Source organism: Burkholderia cepacia (assembly GCF_001718835.1).
Classification (GTDB): Bacteria; Pseudomonadota; Gammaproteobacteria; order Burkholderiales; family Burkholderiaceae; genus Burkholderia; species Burkholderia cepacia_F.
On sequence record NZ_CP013443.1, the window covers coordinates 2532833 to 2549464 of the forward strand.

Genomic DNA, 16632 nt, shown 5'->3' on the forward strand with positions numbered 1-16632 from the left:
GCGACCGGTATAATTGCGTGCTTTGCTGCGGCGCACCCCGACGCGCCGCACGCCCGCATTCCAACTTCCCGGCAGGACCACCACCATGACAGCCCTCCTCATCGACGGCAACGCCCTCTCGAAGACCTTGCGCGCGCAGGCCGCCGAACGCGCCGCCGCCCTGACCGCACGCGGCCACCAGCCCGGTCTCGCGGTGATCCTCGTCGGCGCCAACCCGGCGAGCGAAGTCTACGTGCGCAACAAGATCAAGGCGTGCGAGGACAACGGCTTCTTCTCGCTGAAGGATGCGTACCCGGCCACGCTGTCGGAAGCCGACCTGCTCGCACGCATCGACGAGTTGAACCGCGACCCGAAGATCCACGGCATCCTCGTCCAGCTGCCGCTGCCCGCGCACATCGACAGCCACAAGGTGATCGAGGCGATCGCGCCGGAGAAGGACGTCGACGGCTTCCACATCGCGAACGCCGGCGCGCTGATGACCGGCAAGCCGCTGTTCCGCCCGTGCACGCCGTACGGCGTGATGAAGATGTTCGAGGCGCACGACATCCCGCTGCAGGGTGCGAACGCGGTCGTGATCGGCCGCTCGAACATCGTCGGCAAGCCGATGGCGATGATGCTGCTCGACGCCGGCGCGACCGTGACGATCTGCCACAGCAAGACGCGCGACCTCGCCGCGCACACGCGGCAGGCCGATGTCGTGGTCGCCGCGGTCGGCAAGCGCAACATCCTGACGGCCGACATGGTGAAGCCCGGCGCGACGGTGATCGACGTCGGCATGAACCGCGACGACGCGGGCAAGCTGTGCGGCGACGTCGACTTCGCGGGCGTGAAGGATGTGGCGGGCCACATCACGCCGGTGCCGGGCGGCGTCGGCCCGATGACCATCACGATGCTGCTGATCAACACGATCGAAGCCGCCGAGCGCGCCGCCGCGGCCGCTTGACCATCCCCCTCCCGCCGGCGCGCGTCTGCGTGCCGGCATCCGGCCGGCCGCCGTCGGGCGTGTTCCGGCCCCGCGCCAATCGCGCCGTTAGAAACTAACGATTGGAAAGCGCGCGATGCGCCCCAATAATGTCGATATCGGGCGCTCCGCCGCGCCCTCCCCTCCATCACCCCGGTTCATCCGGCAACAGACAGGGAGTCTTATGTCCGCCAGCGCCAACACCAACCCGCTTCTCGACTTCTCGGGCCTGCCCCGCTTCGGCGAGATCCGCCCGGAACACGTGACGCCCGCGCTCGACACGCTGCTCGATGCCGCCAACCGCGCGGTCGAGACGGCAAGCGCGACCGCGACGCCGGCAACCTGGGCGGATGTCGTCGAGACGGTCGAGCACGCGACAGAGCCGCTCGGTCGCGCGTGGGGCATCGTCGGCCACCTGAACGCGGTCGCCGATACACCCGAACTGCGGGCCGCCTACGGCGAAAACCTGCCGCGCGTGACCGAATTCTGGTCGAGCGTCGGCCAGAACCTCGCGCTGTACGAGAAGTACAAGGCGATCGCCGCGAGTGCCGAATACGCAACGCTGTCCACCGAACGCAAAAAGATCCTCGACAACGCGCTGCGCGACTTCCGCCTGTCGGGCGCCGAGCTGCCCGAGGATCAGAAGCCGCGCTTCGCCGAACTGCAGGAACAGCAGGCCGCGCTGTCGAAGGCCTTCTCCGATCACGTGCTCGACGCGACCAACGCGTACGCCTACATCGTGCAGGACGACGCAGAACTGGCCGGCCTGCCCGGCGACGCGATCGAGGCCGCCCGCGAAGCCGCGCAAAAGGACGGCAAGGAAGGCTGGAAATTCACGCTGCACTTCCCGTCGTACTTCCCGGTGCTGCAATACGCCGACAACCGTGCGCTGCGCGAGACGCTCTACCGCGCCTATGCGACGCGCGCGTCGGAACTCGGGCCGCAGTACGGCGACGGCAAGGCCGAATGGGACAACACGGCGATCGTCACCGATGCGCTGAAGCTGCGCCGCGAAGAAGCGCAGATGCTCGGCTACCGCAACTTCGCCGAAGTGTCGCTCGCACCGAAGATGGCCGAGTCGCCGCAGCAGGTGATCGCGTTCCTCGAGGATCTCGCGACGCGCGCGCGTCCGCATGCGGAAAAGGACTGGGACGAGCTGCGCACGTTCGCCGCGAAGGAACTCGGCCTCGCCGAACTCGCGCCGTGGGACATCGCCTACGCGGCCGAGAAGCTGCGCCAGCAGCGCTACGCGTTCTCGGAGAACGAGGTCAAGCAGTACTTCCCGGAGCCGGCCGCGCTGAAGGGCCTGTTCACCGTCACCGAGACGCTGTTCGGCGTCCAGATCAAGCCGGACGATGCGCCGGTGTGGCACAAGGACGTGCGCTTCTTCCGCGTCGAGAACCGCGACGGCTCGCTCGTCGCGCAGTTCTATCTCGACCTGTACGCGCGCGAAGGCAAGCGCGGCGGCGCGTGGATGGACGACGCGCGTTCGCGCGCGAAGCGCGGCAGCACCGTGCAGACGCCGGTCGCGTACCTGACCTGCAACTTCTCGGCACCGGTCGGCGGCAAGCCCGCATGCTTCACGCACGACGAAGTCATCACGCTGTTCCATGAATTCGGCCACGGGCTGCACCACATGCTCACGCGCGTCGACGAGCTCGGCGTGTCGGGCATCAACGGCGTCGAATGGGATGCCGTCGAGCTGCCGTCGCAGTTCATGGAAAACTTCTGCTGGGAATGGGACGTGCTGTCGTCGATGTCGTCGCACGTCGACACGGGCGCCGCGCTGCCGCGCGAGCTGTTCGACAAGATGATCGCCGCGAAGAACTTCCAGAGCGGGCTCGGCACGCTGCGCCAGATCGTGTTCTCGATGTTCGACATGCTGCTGCACGTCGACTTCGACCCGGCAGGCGCCACCGGCGTGACCGCCTTCGCGCGCGAGATCAACGAACGCTATCACGTGATCCCGCAAGCCGCGTTCTCGCGCTGGCCGAACACGTTCAGCCACATCTTCGCGGGCGGCTACGCGGCCGGCTACTACAGCTACAAGTGGGCCGAGGTGCTGTCGGCCGATGCGTACGCGGCGTTCGAGGAAGCGGCTGCCGCGAGCGGCAGCGTGCTCGACGCGGCGACCGGCACGCGCTATCGCCGCGAAATCCTCGAGGTCGGCGGCAGCCGCCCGGCGATGGATTCGTTCAAGGCATTCCGCGGCCGCGAGCCGCAGATCGATGCGCTGCTGCGCCACAACGGGATGGCCGCACCCGCGCACTGAGCGCCCCGCCCGTTTTGCACGCATCGATGACGACGGCACCGCAATGCGCGGTGCCGTTTTTCATGACGCCGGCGGCTCGGGTTCGAACAGCGAGAACTGCCCGTGGCGCTCGGCGGTATCCTCGTCGATGCGCACGCCGACGCCGAGCAGCCGCACCGCCTGCGCACGCCGTTGCAGCCCCTTCGCGAGCAGCGTGACGGCCGTATCCGCATGCGTCGCGTCGGCCACGCACTCGACCGTCGTCCGCTGGAAATCGGCAAAGCGGATCTTCACGTACAGCTTGCGGATCGAGCGCGCGGCGCCCGCCCGCGCGATACGCGCGTCGAGCTGGACGGTCAGCTTGCGAATCTCGGCCGCGCACTGCTCGAGCGTCGTCAGGTCGGTGACGTAGGTCGTCTCGACGCTGACCGACTTGCGCTCCTGGTCGGCCTGCACCGGCCGCTCGTCGATCCCGCGCGACAGTTCGTACAGCCGCCGCCCGAACGCGCCGAATTCACGGTGCAGGTCGATCAGCGGCCAGTCGCGCAATTGCGCGCAGGTCTGGATGCCGAGCCGGTCGAGCCGCGAGGCCGTCACCTTGCCGACGCCGTGCAGCTTGCGCACCGGCAGCGCCGCGACGAACGCGTCGATCTCGTGCGGCCGCACGACGAACAGCCCGTCGGGCTTGTTCCAGTCGGACGCGATCTTCGCGATGAACTTGTTCGGCGCGACGCCGGCCGACACGGTCACGCCGACCGTATCGTGCACGCGCTGGCGGATCTCCCGCGCGATCAGCGTCGCACTGCCCTGGCAGCGCTGCGACCCGCTGACGTCGAGGTACGCCTCGTCGAGCGACAGCGGCTCGACGTCGGGCGTGTAATCGCGATAGATCGCCATGATCTGCCGCGATGCCGCGCGGTACTTGTCCATCGCGGACGGCAGGATCAGCAGGTCCGGACACTTGCGCATCGCCAGCGCCGACGACATCGCCGAATGCACGCCGTAGCGCCGCGCCTCGTAGTTGCAGGTTGCGATCACGCCGCGCTGGTCGGGCCGGCCGCCGACCGCGAGCGGCCGGTTGCGCAGCGACGGGTCGTCGCGCATCTCGACCGACGCGTAGAAGCAGTCGCAATCGCAATGAATGATCTTGCGCATGCGCGGCAGCGCGTCGCCCGGCGGCGGCGTGCTCGGTTCGGCAGGCGGAATGATGGTCGGGTTCACGGTGCCGATACTGTACAAAAACACAGTGCCGGTTTCAACTGCCGCGTGCTGCCACGCACGGCCGCTCCGTACCGGCCGGCTTCGCGCGAAGCGTATCGCCGGGCACGCGCTCGCGCACCTATACTCGCGGCGATACAGGAAACGGGAAAGTTGCGAATGAAGACGATCGGACTGATCGGCGGGATGAGCTGGGAATCGTCGGCCGAGTATTACCGGATGATCAATCGCCATTCGAAGGCGCTGCACGGCGGGCACCACAACGCGAAGAGCGTGCTGGTCACGGTCGATTTCGCGGAGATCGAAGCGCTGCAGCGCACGCACGACTGGGCCGCGCTCGGCGAACGGATGGCCGGCGCCGCGCGGCAGCTCGAAGCGGCCGGCGCCGATCTCGTCGTGCTGACGACCAACACGATGCATCGCGTCCACGCCGCGATCGAAGCCGCGGTGACGCTGCCGTTCCTGCATATCGCCGATCCGACCGGCGAAGCACTGCTTGCGGCGGGCGTCTCGCGCGTCGGCCTGCTGGGCACGCGCTACACGATGGAGTTGCCGTTCTACGCGGAGCGGCTGCGCGGGAAGTTCGGGCTCGACGTGCTCGTGCCGGACGAACGCGGGCGCGACGACGTGCACCGGATCATCTACGACGAGCTGTGCCACGGTGTGGTCGACGCGGGGTCGCGCGCGACGTACGTGACGATCATCGAGGAACTGGCGACACGCGGCGCCCAGGCAGTGATCCTCGGCTGCACGGAAATCACGCTGCTGATCGGCGCGGACGACTCGCCGCTGCCGGTGTTCGATACGACCGCGCTGCATGCGAAGGCGGCGGTCGAGTGGGCGGCGCGTTGACCCATACGCACCCATACGCTGCTCGCGCGAGACGCGCGCAGAAAACAAAAAACCCGGCACGAAGCCGGGTTCCTGTCGACGAAGCGCGCATCGGTCACTTGCGCCGCACATCGTCTGGTGTGCTTGGTTGCGGGGGTAGGATTTGAACCTACGACCTTCGGGTTATGAGCCCGACGAGCTGCCAGACTGCTCCACCCCGCGTCAGAGAAATAAATTATAGGGTTATTGCGTAGTCACGTCAACAACTCTTTGTCATTTTTCTTTCTCGATCGGTCGCTGGCCGCATCACGGCGACATCGTCGATGCGACGCATCGCGCGCGCCGGCGCGCCACGCTCGCGGTAAGATGGCGGCCTTCGAATACATGCCGCCACCGCACCTGTCCATGAAAATCGCCACCTGGAACGTCAACTCGCTCAACGTCCGCAAGCAGCACGTACTCGACTGGCTCGCGCAAAGCGGCACCGACGTGCTGTGCCTGCAGGAACTGAAGCTGCCGGACGAGAAATTCCCGCGCGCCGATCTTGAAGCCGCTGGCTACCGCAGCTGGTTCACGGGCCAGAAGACCTACAACGGCGTCGCGATCCTCGCGCGCGACACGCTGTCCGTCGACGAATCGGACGTCGTGCGCAACATTCCGGGCTTCGACGATCCCCAGCAGCGCGTGATCGCCGCGACGGTCGACGGCGTGCGCATCGTGTCCGCGTATTTCCCGAACGGCCAGGCACCGGACTCGGACAAGTTCGTCTACAAGATGCAATGGCTCGACGCGCTGCAGGCGTGGCTGCGCACCGAGCTGCAGCGCTACCCGAAGCTCGCGCTGCTCGGCGACTACAACATCGCGCCGGAAGACCGCGACGTGCACGACCCCGCGAAATGGGAAGGCCAGAACCTCGTGTCGCCGCAGGAGCGCGCCCACTTCGCGCAACTGATCGAACTCGGCTTCGTCGATGCGTTCCGCCGCTTCGAACAGCCGGAGAAGACCTTCACGTGGTGGGACTACCGGATGATGGCGTTCCGCCGCAACGCGGGGCTGCGCATCGACCACGTGTTGCTGTCGCCGGCGCTCGCGCAGACCTGCACGTCGTGCGAGGTCGATCGCACGCCGCGCACGTGGGAACAGCCGTCCGACCACACGCCCGTGGTCGCGGTCGTCGGCTGACCGGGCAGCCCGCGCGCGTTCAGCGCCGCGCGGGCGCCGGCCCGAGATGGGCCCACAGGAACCCGAATTCCGCCGCGTCGGCTTCCGCGCGTTCCAGGTCGTCGGCACTGCCGTGGCCGCCGTCGGTGTTCTCCCAATACCACACCCGTTCATGGCCCAGCGCATGCATGCGCGCGGCCATCTTGCGCGCATGCGCGGGATGCACGCGGTCGTCGCGCGTCGATGTCGTCAGCAGTAACGGCGGATACGCGACGCCTTCGCGCACGCGGTGATACGGCGAATACGCGGCCAGCGCCGCAGCTTCGCGCGGATCGTCCGGATCGCCGTATTCGTCGAGCCACGCGGCGCCCGCGTGCAGCTTCGGATAGCGCCGCATGTCGAGCAGCGGCACGCGGCAGAGCACCGCACCGAACAGCTCCGGCCGCTGCACCATGCACGCGGCCACCAGCAGCCCGCCGTTGCTGCCGCCCTCGATGCCGAGCTGTGCGGCGCTCGTCACGCCGGTCGCGGCCAGATCCTCGGCCACCGCGATGAAATCGTCGAACGAACGCTGACGATGTTCGCGCTGCGCGTCGACGTGCCAGCGCGGCCCGAACTCGCCACCGCCGCGGATGTGCGCGAACGCCATCACGCCGCCACGCTCGAGCCATCCGATGCCGAACGCATCGCTGTAGCCCGGCAGGTTCGGGATCGCAAAGCCGCCGTAGCCCGACAGCAAACACGGCCGCGCGACGCGCGTGGCGCCTTCGGCCGGATCGAGTGCATCGCGCGGCCCGATCAGCGTGTACGGCACCATCGTGCCGTCTTGCGAGCGCGCGCTCGCGCGGCGCACGACGAGCCCCGTCGCGTCGAACTGCACCGGCGGCCGGTCGAGCAGCACGCGGCGCGACGGCGCATCGTCCGCGCGGTCGGCCAGATCCGCCAGCCAGCATTCGGGCGGATCGAGATAGGTGTCGACGTCGACGTACACCTCGTCGTTCAGCGTCGGCTCGACGGGCTCGACGTCGATCTGCGCGTCGCCCGCCCACTCGAACGGCCGCGCATCCCATGTCCACGTACCGTCGTCGGCCTGTCGCGGTTGCCACAGCATCGTGCGGTTGTGCACGTCGTCGAGCCAGCTCGCGATCAGCGTCGTGCGCGTATGCGTCCACGTGCACGCGGACGTCGTCGGCTGCGGCGCGAACAGCGTCGTGAGTTCGCGCGACCCGGCCAGGAACGCCTGCTCGCGGATCGCCAGCAGCGAGCCGCCCGCATGGCGCACGCCGCCGCAATCCCAGTCGAGGCGCGGCTCCAGCATGAGCCAGCCTTCCCAGAAGCCGACCTCGACATGGGTCGGCACGTCGTAGCGCGCCCACTCGCCCGCGTCGGTCAGCCGGTACGCATGCGCGTCGAAGAAGTCGACGCTGCGCCACGCGACGTGGCGGTTGTCGATCGGATCGAACCCCGCGCCCGCGCTGATGTCGTCGGGTTCGCCGCTGAAGACGACGGGCGCATCGGCAAGCGCGGTGCCGCGCACCCAGCGCCGCGCTTCATACGGATAGCCGGCCGCGGTGGCGTGCGCGTCGCCGCGATCCCAGCTCACGTAGACGGTATCGCGATCGATCCAGCCGACCGTGTGATGCCCCGGCGCGTCGATCGTGAAGCCGCCCTCGACGAAACGACGTTCGACGAGATCGAATTCGCGCACGACGACCGCGTCGGCACCGCCCGGCGACAGCGACAGCAGCGCGCGATCGCCGTCCGGATACAGGATCGCGTCCTGCTCGAACACCCACGATTCGCCCTCCTCCGCGCCGAGCGCGTCGACGTCGAGCAGCGTTTCCCACGCCGGCCGGCCCGCACGCCAGTCGTCCCAGCGCGTGCGGCGCCACAGCCCCTTCGGATGGAGATCGTCCTGCCACAGGTCGTAGGCCCAGTCGCGCCAGCGGGTTGGAATCACCGGGCGTTCGCGCGGCAGGTACGCTTTCGCGAGGCGCGCCGTCAGCGCGCGATACGCGTCGTCGTCACGCAGCGCGGCGCGCGTGCGCGCATTCTGCTCGTCGACCCACGTGCGGGCGCGCTTGCTGTCGAGCGCTTCGAGGAAACGGAACGGGTCGGCCCCGGCGGGCCAGCGGAAGGAATCGGACATTGCGGATGGGCGGAATGGCAAACTGCGTGCAAACCGCGATTATGTCCGATCGCGGCATGCGCGATGCCCGCGCATGCCGCAAATCGTGCTCAGGGCTCCAGATGGAGTTCCTGGATCTTGCGCGTGATCGTGTTGCGGCCGATGCCGAGGCGCTCCGCGGCCTCGACCTTGCGACCGCGCGTGAAGTCGAGCGCCTCGCGGATCACGGCCGCCTCGAAGCGGCGTGCGAGTTCGTCCATCACGTCGGCCGAGTTCTCGCGCAACAGCCGCGCAACCTCGGTGCGCAAACCGTGCTCCCACACCGGATAGCCGGCCGGCGCGCTGCCGTTCGGCGCAGCGGCGGCCGGCGCGCCCGTCACGCCGGCGATCGGCGGCAACGCGCTCGCGTCGCTGCCTGCCGCCTGCGCGTCGGCCGCGTCGCCCACCGCGACGACCGGCGCGCCGGCCGGCACGAGGTCGGGCGGCAGGTCCTTGATCTCGACCGTCTGCGCGGGCGCCATCACGGTCAGCCAGTTCGCGAGGTTCTCGAGCTGGCGCACGTTGCCGGGAAACGCGAGCGACGTCAGGTAGGCCAGCGCCTCGTCGGACACGCGTTTCGGCTCGACGCCGAGATCGCGCGCGCTCTTCTGCAGGAAGTGGCGCGTGAGCAGCGCGATGTCCTCGCTGCGCTCGCGCAGCGGCGGCAGGCGCAGCCGGATCACGTTGAGCCGGTGGTAAAGGTCCTCGCGGAACAGGCCCTGCCGCACGCGCGATTCGAGATTCTGGTGCGTCGCGGCGATCACGCGCACGTTCGCGCGCAGCGGGTTGTGCCCGCCGACCCGATAGAACTGCCCGTCCGACAGCACGCGCAACAGGCGCGTCTGCAGGTCGAACGGCATGTCGCCGATTTCGTCGAGGAACAGCGTGCCGTTCTCGGCCTGCTCGAAGCGGCCCTGCCGCGTCGTCTGCGCGCCGGTGAACGCGCCGCGCTCATGGCCGAACAGCTCGGATTCGAGCAGATCCTTCGGAATCGCCGCGGTGTTCAGCGCGATGAACGGCCCGTTCGCACGCGGGCTGTGACGGTGCAATGCACGCGCGACGAGCTCCTTGCCGGTGCCCGATTCGCCGGTGATCAGCACGGTCGCGGCCGAGTGCGACAGGCGGCCGATCGCGCGGAACATGTCCTGCATCGCGGGCGCCTGGCCGAGCATCTCGGGCGCCTCGGCCACGCGCTCGTCCTGCGGCACGCCGCCGCGCAGGCTTTCTTCCACCGCGCGGCGAATCAGCTCGACCGCCTTGTCGACGTCGAACGGCTTCGCGAGATATTCGAACGCGCCGCCCTGGAACGCCGCGACGGCGCTGTCGAGATCGGAGAACGCCGTCATGATGATGACGGGCAGGCCCGGCAGGCGCTCGTGCATCGCCTGCAGCAACTCGAGGCCCGAGCCGCCCGGCATCCGGATGTCGGATACGAGCACCTGCGGCGTCTCGTGGTCGAGCGCGGCCAGCGCGTCGCGCACGTTCGCGAAGCTCTTCGTCGCGAAGCTGTCCCGGGCGAGCGCCTTTTCAAGCACCCAGCGGATCGATTGGTCGTCGTCTACTATCCAGATCGGCTTCATAGGTCGGTCAGATATTGGTGAATCCGGTGAATCGCCATGCCGTCGCTCAATGATCGAGCGGCAGCAGGATCTGAAATTCGGTACGTCCGGGCCGGCTTTCGACCTCGATCGTCCCGTCGTGCTGCTGCACGAACGTCTGCGCGAGCGTCAGGCCGAGGCCGCTGCCGTCGTCGCGCCCGGACACGAGCGGATAGAAGATCCGGTCGCGGATGTCTTCCGGGATGCCGGGTCCGTTGTCGATCACGTGCAAGTCCAGTGCCAGCCGGTACAGGCGCTTCGCGATCGTCACCTTGCGCGCGATGCGCGTGCGCAACTCGATCTTCGCGTCGCCCTGCGCGATCCGTTCGCGCAGCGCCTGCGCCGCGTTGCGCACGATGTTGAGCAGCGCCTGGATCAGTTGCTCCTTGTCGCCGCGCAGGTCCGGCACGCTCACGTCGTAGTCGCGCTCGATCGTGAGCCCGCGCGGGAATTCCGCGAGCATCACCGCGCGCACGCGTTCGCAGACTTCATGAATGTTCACGTCGCCGACGATGTGCGGATGCCGGTGCGGCTCCAGCAACCGGTCGACGAGCGTCTGCAGGCGGTCGGACTCCTTGATGATCACCTGCGTGTATTCGCGCAACTCGCCGCGCTCGCGCTCGCCGAGTTCGAATTCGAGCAGCTGGGCCGCGCCGCGAATGCCGCCGAGCGGGTTCTTGATCTCGTGCGCGAGGTTGCGGATCAGCTGCTTGTTGACCGCGGTCAGGTCGTGGATGCGCTCCTCGCGATCGGTGCGCGACTGCCGTTCGTTCTCGAACAGCTCGACGAGCACGAAATCGGGCGCGGTCTCGAGGAAGCCGACGATCGCGTGCACGTGCAGCGGTTCGCGGCCGGGCCGGTCGAGCACGGTATCGAGGTGCGTCGCGTGAAAGCGTTCCTCGCCGATCGCGGTGATCGTCGACGCCAGTTCGTTCGCGTTCGGGAAAATCTCGCCCCACGGCCGCTGCGCGAGCTGCCGGCGCGAGATGTCGAGCATCGCCTCCGCGGAGGGGTTCGCGAACGCGATCCGCAGCGTCTTGCGGTCGAGCACGATCACGACCGTCGGCAGCGCTTCCAGCCCCGCCAGCAGGCCCGAGCGGGCGAGCCGCTCGTCGTCCGTCAGTCGCTCGGGCTGCCCCGTTTTCGCCTTGATCAGATTCTTCAGAACCATCGCGTGCTTGTCGCGCCTCAACGGGCCAGAAAAGGAAAATCACCGGAACAAAAAAGGGACGGCTGAACGCCGCCCCTTTCAGACTCCGCCGCCCCCGCCGCCAGCCGCGCGGCGGGAACGAACCGGCAAGACGGCGCTGAATCGAAGCGCCATCGCCGATTACAGCGAGTAGTACATCTCGAACTCGATCGGGTGCGTCGTCATGCGGAACTTCGCCAGCTCCTGCTCCTTCAGCGCGAGGTACGCATCGATCATGCCGTCCGTGAACACGCCGCCGCGCGTCAGGAACTCGCGATCCTTGTCGAGCGCTTCGAGTGCCTGGTCGAGGCCCGCGCAGACGGTCGGGATCTTTGCATCCTCTTCCGGCGGCAGGTCGTACAGGTTCTTGTCCGCTGCTTCGCCCGGATGGATCTTGTTCTGGATCCCGTCGAGGCCGGCCATCATCAGCGCCGTGAAGCACAGGTACGGGTTCGCCATCGGATCCGGGAAGCGCGTTTCGATACGGCGGCCCTTCGGGTTCGACACGTGCGGAATGCGGATCGATGCCGAACGGTTGCGCGCCGAGTACGCGAGCTTGACCGGTGCTTCGAAGTGCGGGACCAGACGCTTGTACGAGTTCGTCGTCGGGTTCGTGATCGCGTTCAGTGCACGGGCGTGCTTGATGATGCCGCCGATGTAGAACAGCGCCAGTTCCGACAGGCCGGCGTAGCCGTTGCCCGCGAACAGGTTCTGGCCGTCCTTCCAGATCGACTGGTGAACGTGCATGCCCGAACCGTTGTCGCCGACGACCGGCTTCGGCATGAACGTCGCCGTCTTGCCGTACGAGTGCGCGACGTTGTGGATGATGTACTTCGACCATTGCGTCCAGTCGGCGCGCTGCACCAGCGTCGAGAACTTCGTGCCGATTTCGTTCTGGCCCTGGCCCGCCACTTCGTGGTGGTGCACTTCGACCGGGATGCCGAGCTGTTCGAGCAGCAGGCACATTTCCGAACGCATGTCCTGGAACGTGTCGACCGGTGCGACCGGGAAGTAGCCGCCCTTCGTGCCCGGACGGTGGCCGGTGTTGCCGCCTTCGAATTCCTTGGCCGAAGACCACGGCGCTTCTTCCGAGTTGATCTTCACGAAGCAGCCCGACATGTCCGTGTTCCACTGGACCGAGTCGAAAATGAAGAATTCCGGTTCCGGACCGAAGTAGGCCGTGTCGCCGATGCCCGTGCTCTTCAGGTACGCTTCGCCGCGCTTCGCGAGCGAACGCGGATCGCGCTCGTAGCCCTTGCCGTCGGCCGGCTCGACCACGTCGCAGGTCAGCACGAGGGTCGACTCTTCATAGAACGGGTCGACGAACGCGGCGTTCGGATCCGGCATGAGCAGCATGTCCGACGCCTCGATGCCCTTCCAGCCGGCGATCGACGAGCCGTCGAATGCATGGCCGCTTTCGAACTTGTCTTCGTCAAACGCCGAAACCGGCACCGACACGTGCTGTTCCTTGCCGCGCGTATCCGTGAAGCGGAAATCGACAAACTTGACGTCCTCGTCCTTCACGAGCTGCATGACGTCGGCGACGGTTTTACTCATAACCTCTTCTCCTGATTGAACAATTCCGGCGGACTGGGAACCGCCTCGTTTATCGAGCTGACCGGGGTCTTGCTTTGGCGCAGCGCGCCCCGATTCGACCGAATTCTATATAGCAGCTTCCGTGCCACCTTTGCGAACGACGGGCGCAAATCGCGCCGGGGCTCGCCGCGACGGCGCTACGCCGCGCAATTTCGGGGCCTTGCCGGTTCATCGCAGGCACCCAGATGGTGCACCCCATCGTGCGCGGCATCCCGAATGAATCATTATGGTGCATTTCACGCATTTTGCACCCTTTTGGTGAGCACGCGCGCCGTGCACGGGCCGCGTGGCGCACGGGCATCGCGCGGCAGGCGGCGCGCTAGAATGTTCGTTTGACCGATACGGAGACTCCCTGCCATGAGTACGCTCGACCAGCTTTACGCGAAGGCCGACGAACGCCGCGCCCAAGGCGCGCTCAACTACGCCGGGGCGCTGCTGCCGGCCGAAGCCTTCGAACTGCTGCAGCTCGATCCGTCGGCGCGCCTCGTCGACGTGCGCACCCGCGCCGAACTCGACTGGATCGGCCGCCCGCTCGTCGGCGACGGCCAGTACCTGCACCTCGAATGGACGCGCTACCCGGGCGGCGTGCCGAACGCCGAATTCGTCAACGAGCTCAAGGCGGCCGTCGAACCCGGCACACCGGTGCTGTTCCTGTGCCGCAGCGCCGCGCGCTCGAAGCTCGCCGCGGTCGCCTCCACGCAGGCCGGATTCACGAAGGCGTTCGACCTGCTCGAAGGCTTCGAGGGTGCGAAGGACGCCGAAGGCCACCGCAAGACGGTCGACGGCTGGTGCTTCCGGAAACTGCCGTGGATCGGCGCCTGACGGCGCACGCGCGCCGCCTGCGTCACCGTCGAGCCGGGCGATGACATGCCGATGACGGGCCGCGTTGGTGAACGACTGCGGCCCGTTGCGTTCCCGCTTACGACGCGCGCGTCACTTCGGGCTCGACGACGTCGCCGCCGAGCAGGTGCACGCCTTCGCGCAGCTTCACGTACGCGGCCGCGACCGCTTCCGGCTCGCCCTTCACACCGAGGTCGATGTGACGGCGCGCGTAGATCCCGCCGCGCTCCGCATCGCCCACGCTCGGCAGGCTGAACACGCGCACGCCCGGGAAATCGCGCTCGATGCGCTCCATCAGCGGCGTGAGCGTCGATTCCGGCAGCTCGAACACGTACAGCGAGCGCTCCGCGTGCGGCGTCGCGTGATGCAGGTGCGCGTACTTCGTATCGAGCACCCATTCGATCATCGGCCACGCCATCACCGGGAAGCCCGGCACGAAATGCAGGTCGCCGACCGAGAAACCGGGAATGCGGTTGTAGCCGTTCGGGATGATCGTCGCGCCCACCGGAAACACGCCCATGTTGAAGCGGTGCTGATTCTCCGGGGAATCGAAATCGACCGGTGTGGCCGGGTCGGTGTGCGTTTCGCGGATCCGCTCCGAAATCAGCACCTTCGCTTCCGGATGCAGCTCGAGCGGCACGCCGAGCGCGGCGGCCGCGCACTGGCGCGTGTGGTCGTCCGGCGTCGCGCCGATCCCGCCCGTCGAGAACACGATGTCGCCCGACGCGATCGCACGCGCGAGCGTCGCCGTGATGCGCGCCGGATCGTCGCCGACGTATTCGGCCCAGTCGAGCGCGAGGCCGCGTGCGCCGAGCAGCTCGATGACCTTCGCCAGATGCTTGTCCTGCCGGCGGCCCGAAAGGATTTCGTCGCCGATGATGATGATGCCGATGCTCATGCCTGCCCCATGTCGATTGCGGTGGCGCGCGAACTCGCACGCAGGTCCTCCAGCGCGCGCAGGCAGTAATGCCCGAACCACAGCGCCGAGAAGACGAGGATGAAAGCGTAAACCCAGATCATGGCCGCCGCGACGAACGGGAACAGCACCATCATCCAGACCGACGATACCCACACGAAGGTCGGCACGGTGCCGAGCAGCCCGGTCGCGACGCCGATGCCGATCAGCGGCCAGCGGTGCCGCCGCACGAGCGCCCGGCGCTCGTCGCGGCTCGCGTGCAGCGCGAGCGCGTCATAGGTCATCACCCGGTACGTGAGCCAGCCCCAGATCACCGGCGGCAGCAGCGCGAAGAACGGCGGAATCAGCCACAGCGGGATCGTGACGACCAGCACGACGACGCCGGCCAGTGCCGCCCCCAGCGAATTGAACACGCTGCCGAAGAAGGTGCCGCCGCGCTTCGGCTCGAGCGCCGCGAACTGCCGGTTCGACAGGTGCTTGATCACGACCGGCATCGAAATCGTCGCGATCAGCAACAGCACGGTCAGCACGATCAGCGGAATCGCGAGCGACACGACCACGAACGGCGCGACGACCGCATGCAGCTGCGACATGCCGATCGCGTCGAACGCGCGGTACAGCATGGCCGTCAGCACGAAGCCGTCGAGTGCGCCGCGTGCGAGGTCCAGCAGCGTCTGCCACGAGAACCACAGCACGACGCCCCACAGGACGGCCGAGACGACAAACGGCATCAGGGTGAGCCAGAGCATGCGCGGATGCAGTGCGCTCGCCAATGCCCGGACGAAGGAACGCAGCAAGTCGTTCATGCGAGCCTGTATCGACGGAGAAAAACGGGGAAAGGATAAACCACGCGGCCCGCATGCGCCAAAGCACATGCGGGCCGCGTGGGAGAGCCGCTCAACGTGGGAAGGCCGGATCAGGCCGACGCCGCGCCGCGCTTGGCGGGGAACAGGCGCCGGAAGATCCGCACGAACGCGAGGCCGTGCTGCGCCCAGAAGCCGTCGCCGTAGGACACGCCCTCGACCTGGTCGCGGATGCCGGTCGGCTCGACCGTACGGTTCCACGACGCGGTGCCGAACATCATGTCCCACCACGGGAACAGCACGCCGAAGTTGCAGCCGTACTTCGTGCCTTCGTGGCCGTAGCCGACCGCATGGTGGCGCCGATGGAAGATCGGGCTCACGAACAGGCGCTCGCCGAGCCAGCCGAACGACAGCCGCGCATTCGTGTGCTGAATGCTCTGCATGAAGTTGGTGAACGCGGTCAGCACGACGAACTGCGACGGCGTCACGCCGATCACGAGCGCGATCGCCGCGAAGAAGCACGACTGGATCACGTCGTCGAGCACGTGGTTGCGGTCGTCGCACCACAGCGACATCTGGCGCTGGCTGTGATGCACGGCGTGCAGTTCCCACCAGATGCCGAACTTGTGCTGCCAGCGGTGATACCAGTAGCCGGCGAAATCGAGCACGACGAGATAGATCGCGAACGCGACGATCGGCTTCGAGGTCACGCCCGGCCACAGGTAGTCGAGGTTGACGTTCGCGACCCCGTGCAGGCGCAGCCACGCCTGGAAGTTGTCGAACAGCGGCTGCAGCGCGAAGAAGAAGAACAGCGAATAGATGCCGAGCTTCGCGATCGCGGTGTAGATCACGTCGACCCGCACGGCACGGCGGTTCGTCCAGCGCTCGACGGGCAGCAGCGCCTCGAGCGGGCGCAGCAGCACGAACATCAGCACCATCTGCAGCGCGCCGACGATCACCCAGTACAGCGCGTCGTAGGTGTCCTCGTCATAGTCCATCAGGTTGAACTTGAAGAGGAGCGGCTGCACGACGTCGACGTACAGCCAGGTCTGGATGTCCGATACGAACGCATCGATCAGGTGCAGCATCGTTCGCCCCCGC

At 67.5% G+C, this 16632-nt stretch carries 13 protein-coding genes and 1 tRNA gene; 5 read left to right on the forward strand and 9 right to left on the reverse strand.

Annotated elements, in window-relative coordinates; genetic code table 11:
* Positions 1 to 85 precede the first annotated feature (85 nt).
* Both folD and WT26_RS14915 read left to right on the forward strand, forming a co-directional pair.
* On the forward strand, positions 86 to 943 hold the full coding sequence (gene folD, locus WT26_RS14910; RefSeq protein WP_069273171.1) for a bifunctional methylenetetrahydrofolate dehydrogenase/methenyltetrahydrofolate cyclohydrolase FolD: 858 nt from the start codon (positions 86 to 88) through the stop codon (positions 941 to 943).
* A gap of 202 nt (positions 944 to 1145) precedes the next feature.
* Complete coding sequence (locus tag WT26_RS14915) at positions 1146 to 3233, forward strand: M3 family metallopeptidase (RefSeq protein ID WP_069273172.1); 2088 nt, start codon at positions 1146 to 1148, stop codon at positions 3231 to 3233.
* 60 nt (positions 3234 to 3293) lie between these two features.
* Here WT26_RS14915 and dinB read toward each other — a convergent pair whose 3' ends face one another.
* Complete coding sequence (dinB, locus tag WT26_RS14920; protein WP_069273173.1) at positions 3294 to 4457, reverse strand: DNA polymerase IV; 1164 nt, start codon at positions 4455 to 4457, stop codon at positions 3294 to 3296.
* A gap of 132 nt (positions 4458 to 4589) precedes the next feature.
* Here dinB and WT26_RS14925 point away from each other — a divergent pair, with 132 nt between their 5' ends.
* A complete protein-coding gene (locus WT26_RS14925) occupies positions 4590 to 5282 on the forward strand; it encodes an aspartate/glutamate racemase family protein (protein ID WP_069273174.1) in 693 nt (230 codons plus the stop codon).
* 124 nt (positions 5283 to 5406) lie between these two features.
* Here the strand turns inward: WT26_RS14925 and WT26_RS14930 are convergent.
* Positions 5407 to 5483: transfer RNA gene (locus WT26_RS14930), tRNA-Met, on the reverse strand.
* A 183-nt stretch (positions 5484 to 5666) separates the two neighbouring features.
* Between WT26_RS14930 and xth the strand changes: the two genes are divergently transcribed.
* Positions 5667 to 6443, forward strand: coding sequence for an exodeoxyribonuclease III (gene xth, locus WT26_RS14935; protein WP_048024087.1), 777 nt, complete (start codon positions 5667 to 5669; stop codon positions 6441 to 6443).
* Positions 6444 to 6462: 19 nt separating this feature from the next.
* Here xth and WT26_RS14940 read toward each other — a convergent pair whose 3' ends face one another.
* From WT26_RS14940 to glnA, 4 genes are all read right to left on the reverse strand, one after another.
* The gene (locus WT26_RS14940) at positions 6463 to 8571 is read right to left on the reverse strand and encodes a prolyl oligopeptidase family serine peptidase (RefSeq protein WP_069273175.1); all 2109 of its coding nucleotides are present in this window, start codon (positions 8569 to 8571) and stop codon (positions 6463 to 6465) included.
* 89 nt (positions 8572 to 8660) lie between these two features.
* Positions 8661 to 10169: a nitrogen regulation protein NR(I) gene (ntrC, locus tag WT26_RS14945; protein WP_069273176.1), complete on the reverse strand. Its 1509-nt coding sequence runs from the start codon at positions 10167 to 10169 to the stop codon at positions 8661 to 8663.
* Between the two features lie 46 nt (positions 10170 to 10215).
* On the reverse strand, positions 10216 to 11358 hold the full coding sequence (glnL, locus tag WT26_RS14950; RefSeq protein WP_059532024.1) for a nitrogen regulation protein NR(II): 1143 nt from the start codon (positions 11356 to 11358) through the stop codon (positions 10216 to 10218).
* Positions 11359 to 11517: 159 nt separating this feature from the next.
* The gene (glnA, locus tag WT26_RS14955; RefSeq protein ID WP_059532021.1) at positions 11518 to 12933 is read right to left on the reverse strand and encodes a type I glutamate--ammonia ligase; all 1416 of its coding nucleotides are present in this window, start codon (positions 12931 to 12933) and stop codon (positions 11518 to 11520) included.
* A 396-nt stretch (positions 12934 to 13329) separates the two neighbouring features.
* Here glnA and WT26_RS14960 point away from each other — a divergent pair, with 396 nt between their 5' ends.
* Positions 13330 to 13794, forward strand: a complete 465-nt coding sequence (locus tag WT26_RS14960) for a rhodanese-like domain-containing protein (RefSeq protein WP_069273177.1) — start codon at positions 13330 to 13332, stop codon at positions 13792 to 13794.
* Positions 13795 to 13891: 97 nt separating this feature from the next.
* Here the strand turns inward: WT26_RS14960 and WT26_RS14965 are convergent, their stop codons facing one another.
* The 3 genes from WT26_RS14965 to WT26_RS14975 all read right to left on the reverse strand — a co-directional run bounded on the left by WT26_RS14965 (position 13892) and on the right by WT26_RS14975 (position 16619).
* Complete coding sequence (locus tag WT26_RS14965) at positions 13892 to 14710, reverse strand: competence/damage-inducible protein A (protein WP_069273178.1); 819 nt, start codon at positions 14708 to 14710, stop codon at positions 13892 to 13894.
* Complete coding sequence (locus tag WT26_RS14970; protein ID WP_069273179.1) at positions 14707 to 15534, reverse strand: EI24 domain-containing protein; 828 nt, start codon at positions 15532 to 15534, stop codon at positions 14707 to 14709. The genes WT26_RS14965 and WT26_RS14970 overlap by 4 nt, the downstream gene beginning before the upstream one ends.
* Positions 15535 to 15644: 110 nt before the next feature.
* Positions 15645 to 16619, reverse strand: a complete 975-nt coding sequence (locus tag WT26_RS14975) for a sterol desaturase family protein (RefSeq protein ID WP_059662937.1) — start codon at positions 16617 to 16619, stop codon at positions 15645 to 15647.
* Positions 16620 to 16632: the final 13 nt, after the last annotated feature.

Excerpts from the sequence above, each read along its gene's own strand:
- folD (WP_069273171.1), top strand. The coding sequence starts at position 86 with ATGACAGCCCTCCTCATCGACGGCAACGCCCTCTCGAAGACCTTGCGC.
- WT26_RS14915 (WP_069273172.1), top strand. The coding sequence starts at position 1,146 with ATGTCCGCCAGCGCCAACACCAACCCGCTTCTCGACTTCTCGGGCCTG.
- WT26_RS14925 (WP_069273174.1), top strand. The coding sequence starts at position 4,590 with ATGAAGACGATCGGACTGATCGGCGGGATGAGCTGGGAATCGTCGGCC.
- xth (WP_048024087.1), top strand. The coding sequence starts at position 5,667 with ATGAAAATCGCCACCTGGAACGTCAACTCGCTCAACGTCCGCAAGCAG.
- WT26_RS14940 (WP_069273175.1), bottom strand. The coding sequence starts at position 8,571 with ATGTCCGATTCCTTCCGCTGGCCCGCCGGGGCCGACCCGTTCCGTTTC.
- ntrC (WP_069273176.1), bottom strand. The coding sequence starts at position 10,169 with ATGAAGCCGATCTGGATAGTAGACGACGACCAATCGATCCGCTGGGTG.
- glnL (WP_059532024.1), bottom strand. The coding sequence starts at position 11,358 with ATGGTTCTGAAGAATCTGATCAAGGCGAAAACGGGGCAGCCCGAGCGA.
- glnA (WP_059532021.1), bottom strand. The coding sequence starts at position 12,933 with ATGAGTAAAACCGTCGCCGACGTCATGCAGCTCGTGAAGGACGAGGAC.
- WT26_RS14960 (WP_069273177.1), top strand. The coding sequence starts at position 13,330 with ATGAGTACGCTCGACCAGCTTTACGCGAAGGCCGACGAACGCCGCGCC.
- WT26_RS14965 (WP_069273178.1), bottom strand. The coding sequence starts at position 14,710 with ATGAGCATCGGCATCATCATCATCGGCGACGAAATCCTTTCGGGCCGC.
- WT26_RS14970 (WP_069273179.1), bottom strand. The coding sequence starts at position 15,534 with ATGAACGACTTGCTGCGTTCCTTCGTCCGGGCATTGGCGAGCGCACTG.
- WT26_RS14975 (WP_059662937.1), bottom strand. The coding sequence starts at position 16,619 with ATGCTGCACCTGATCGATGCGTTCGTATCGGACATCCAGACCTGGCTG.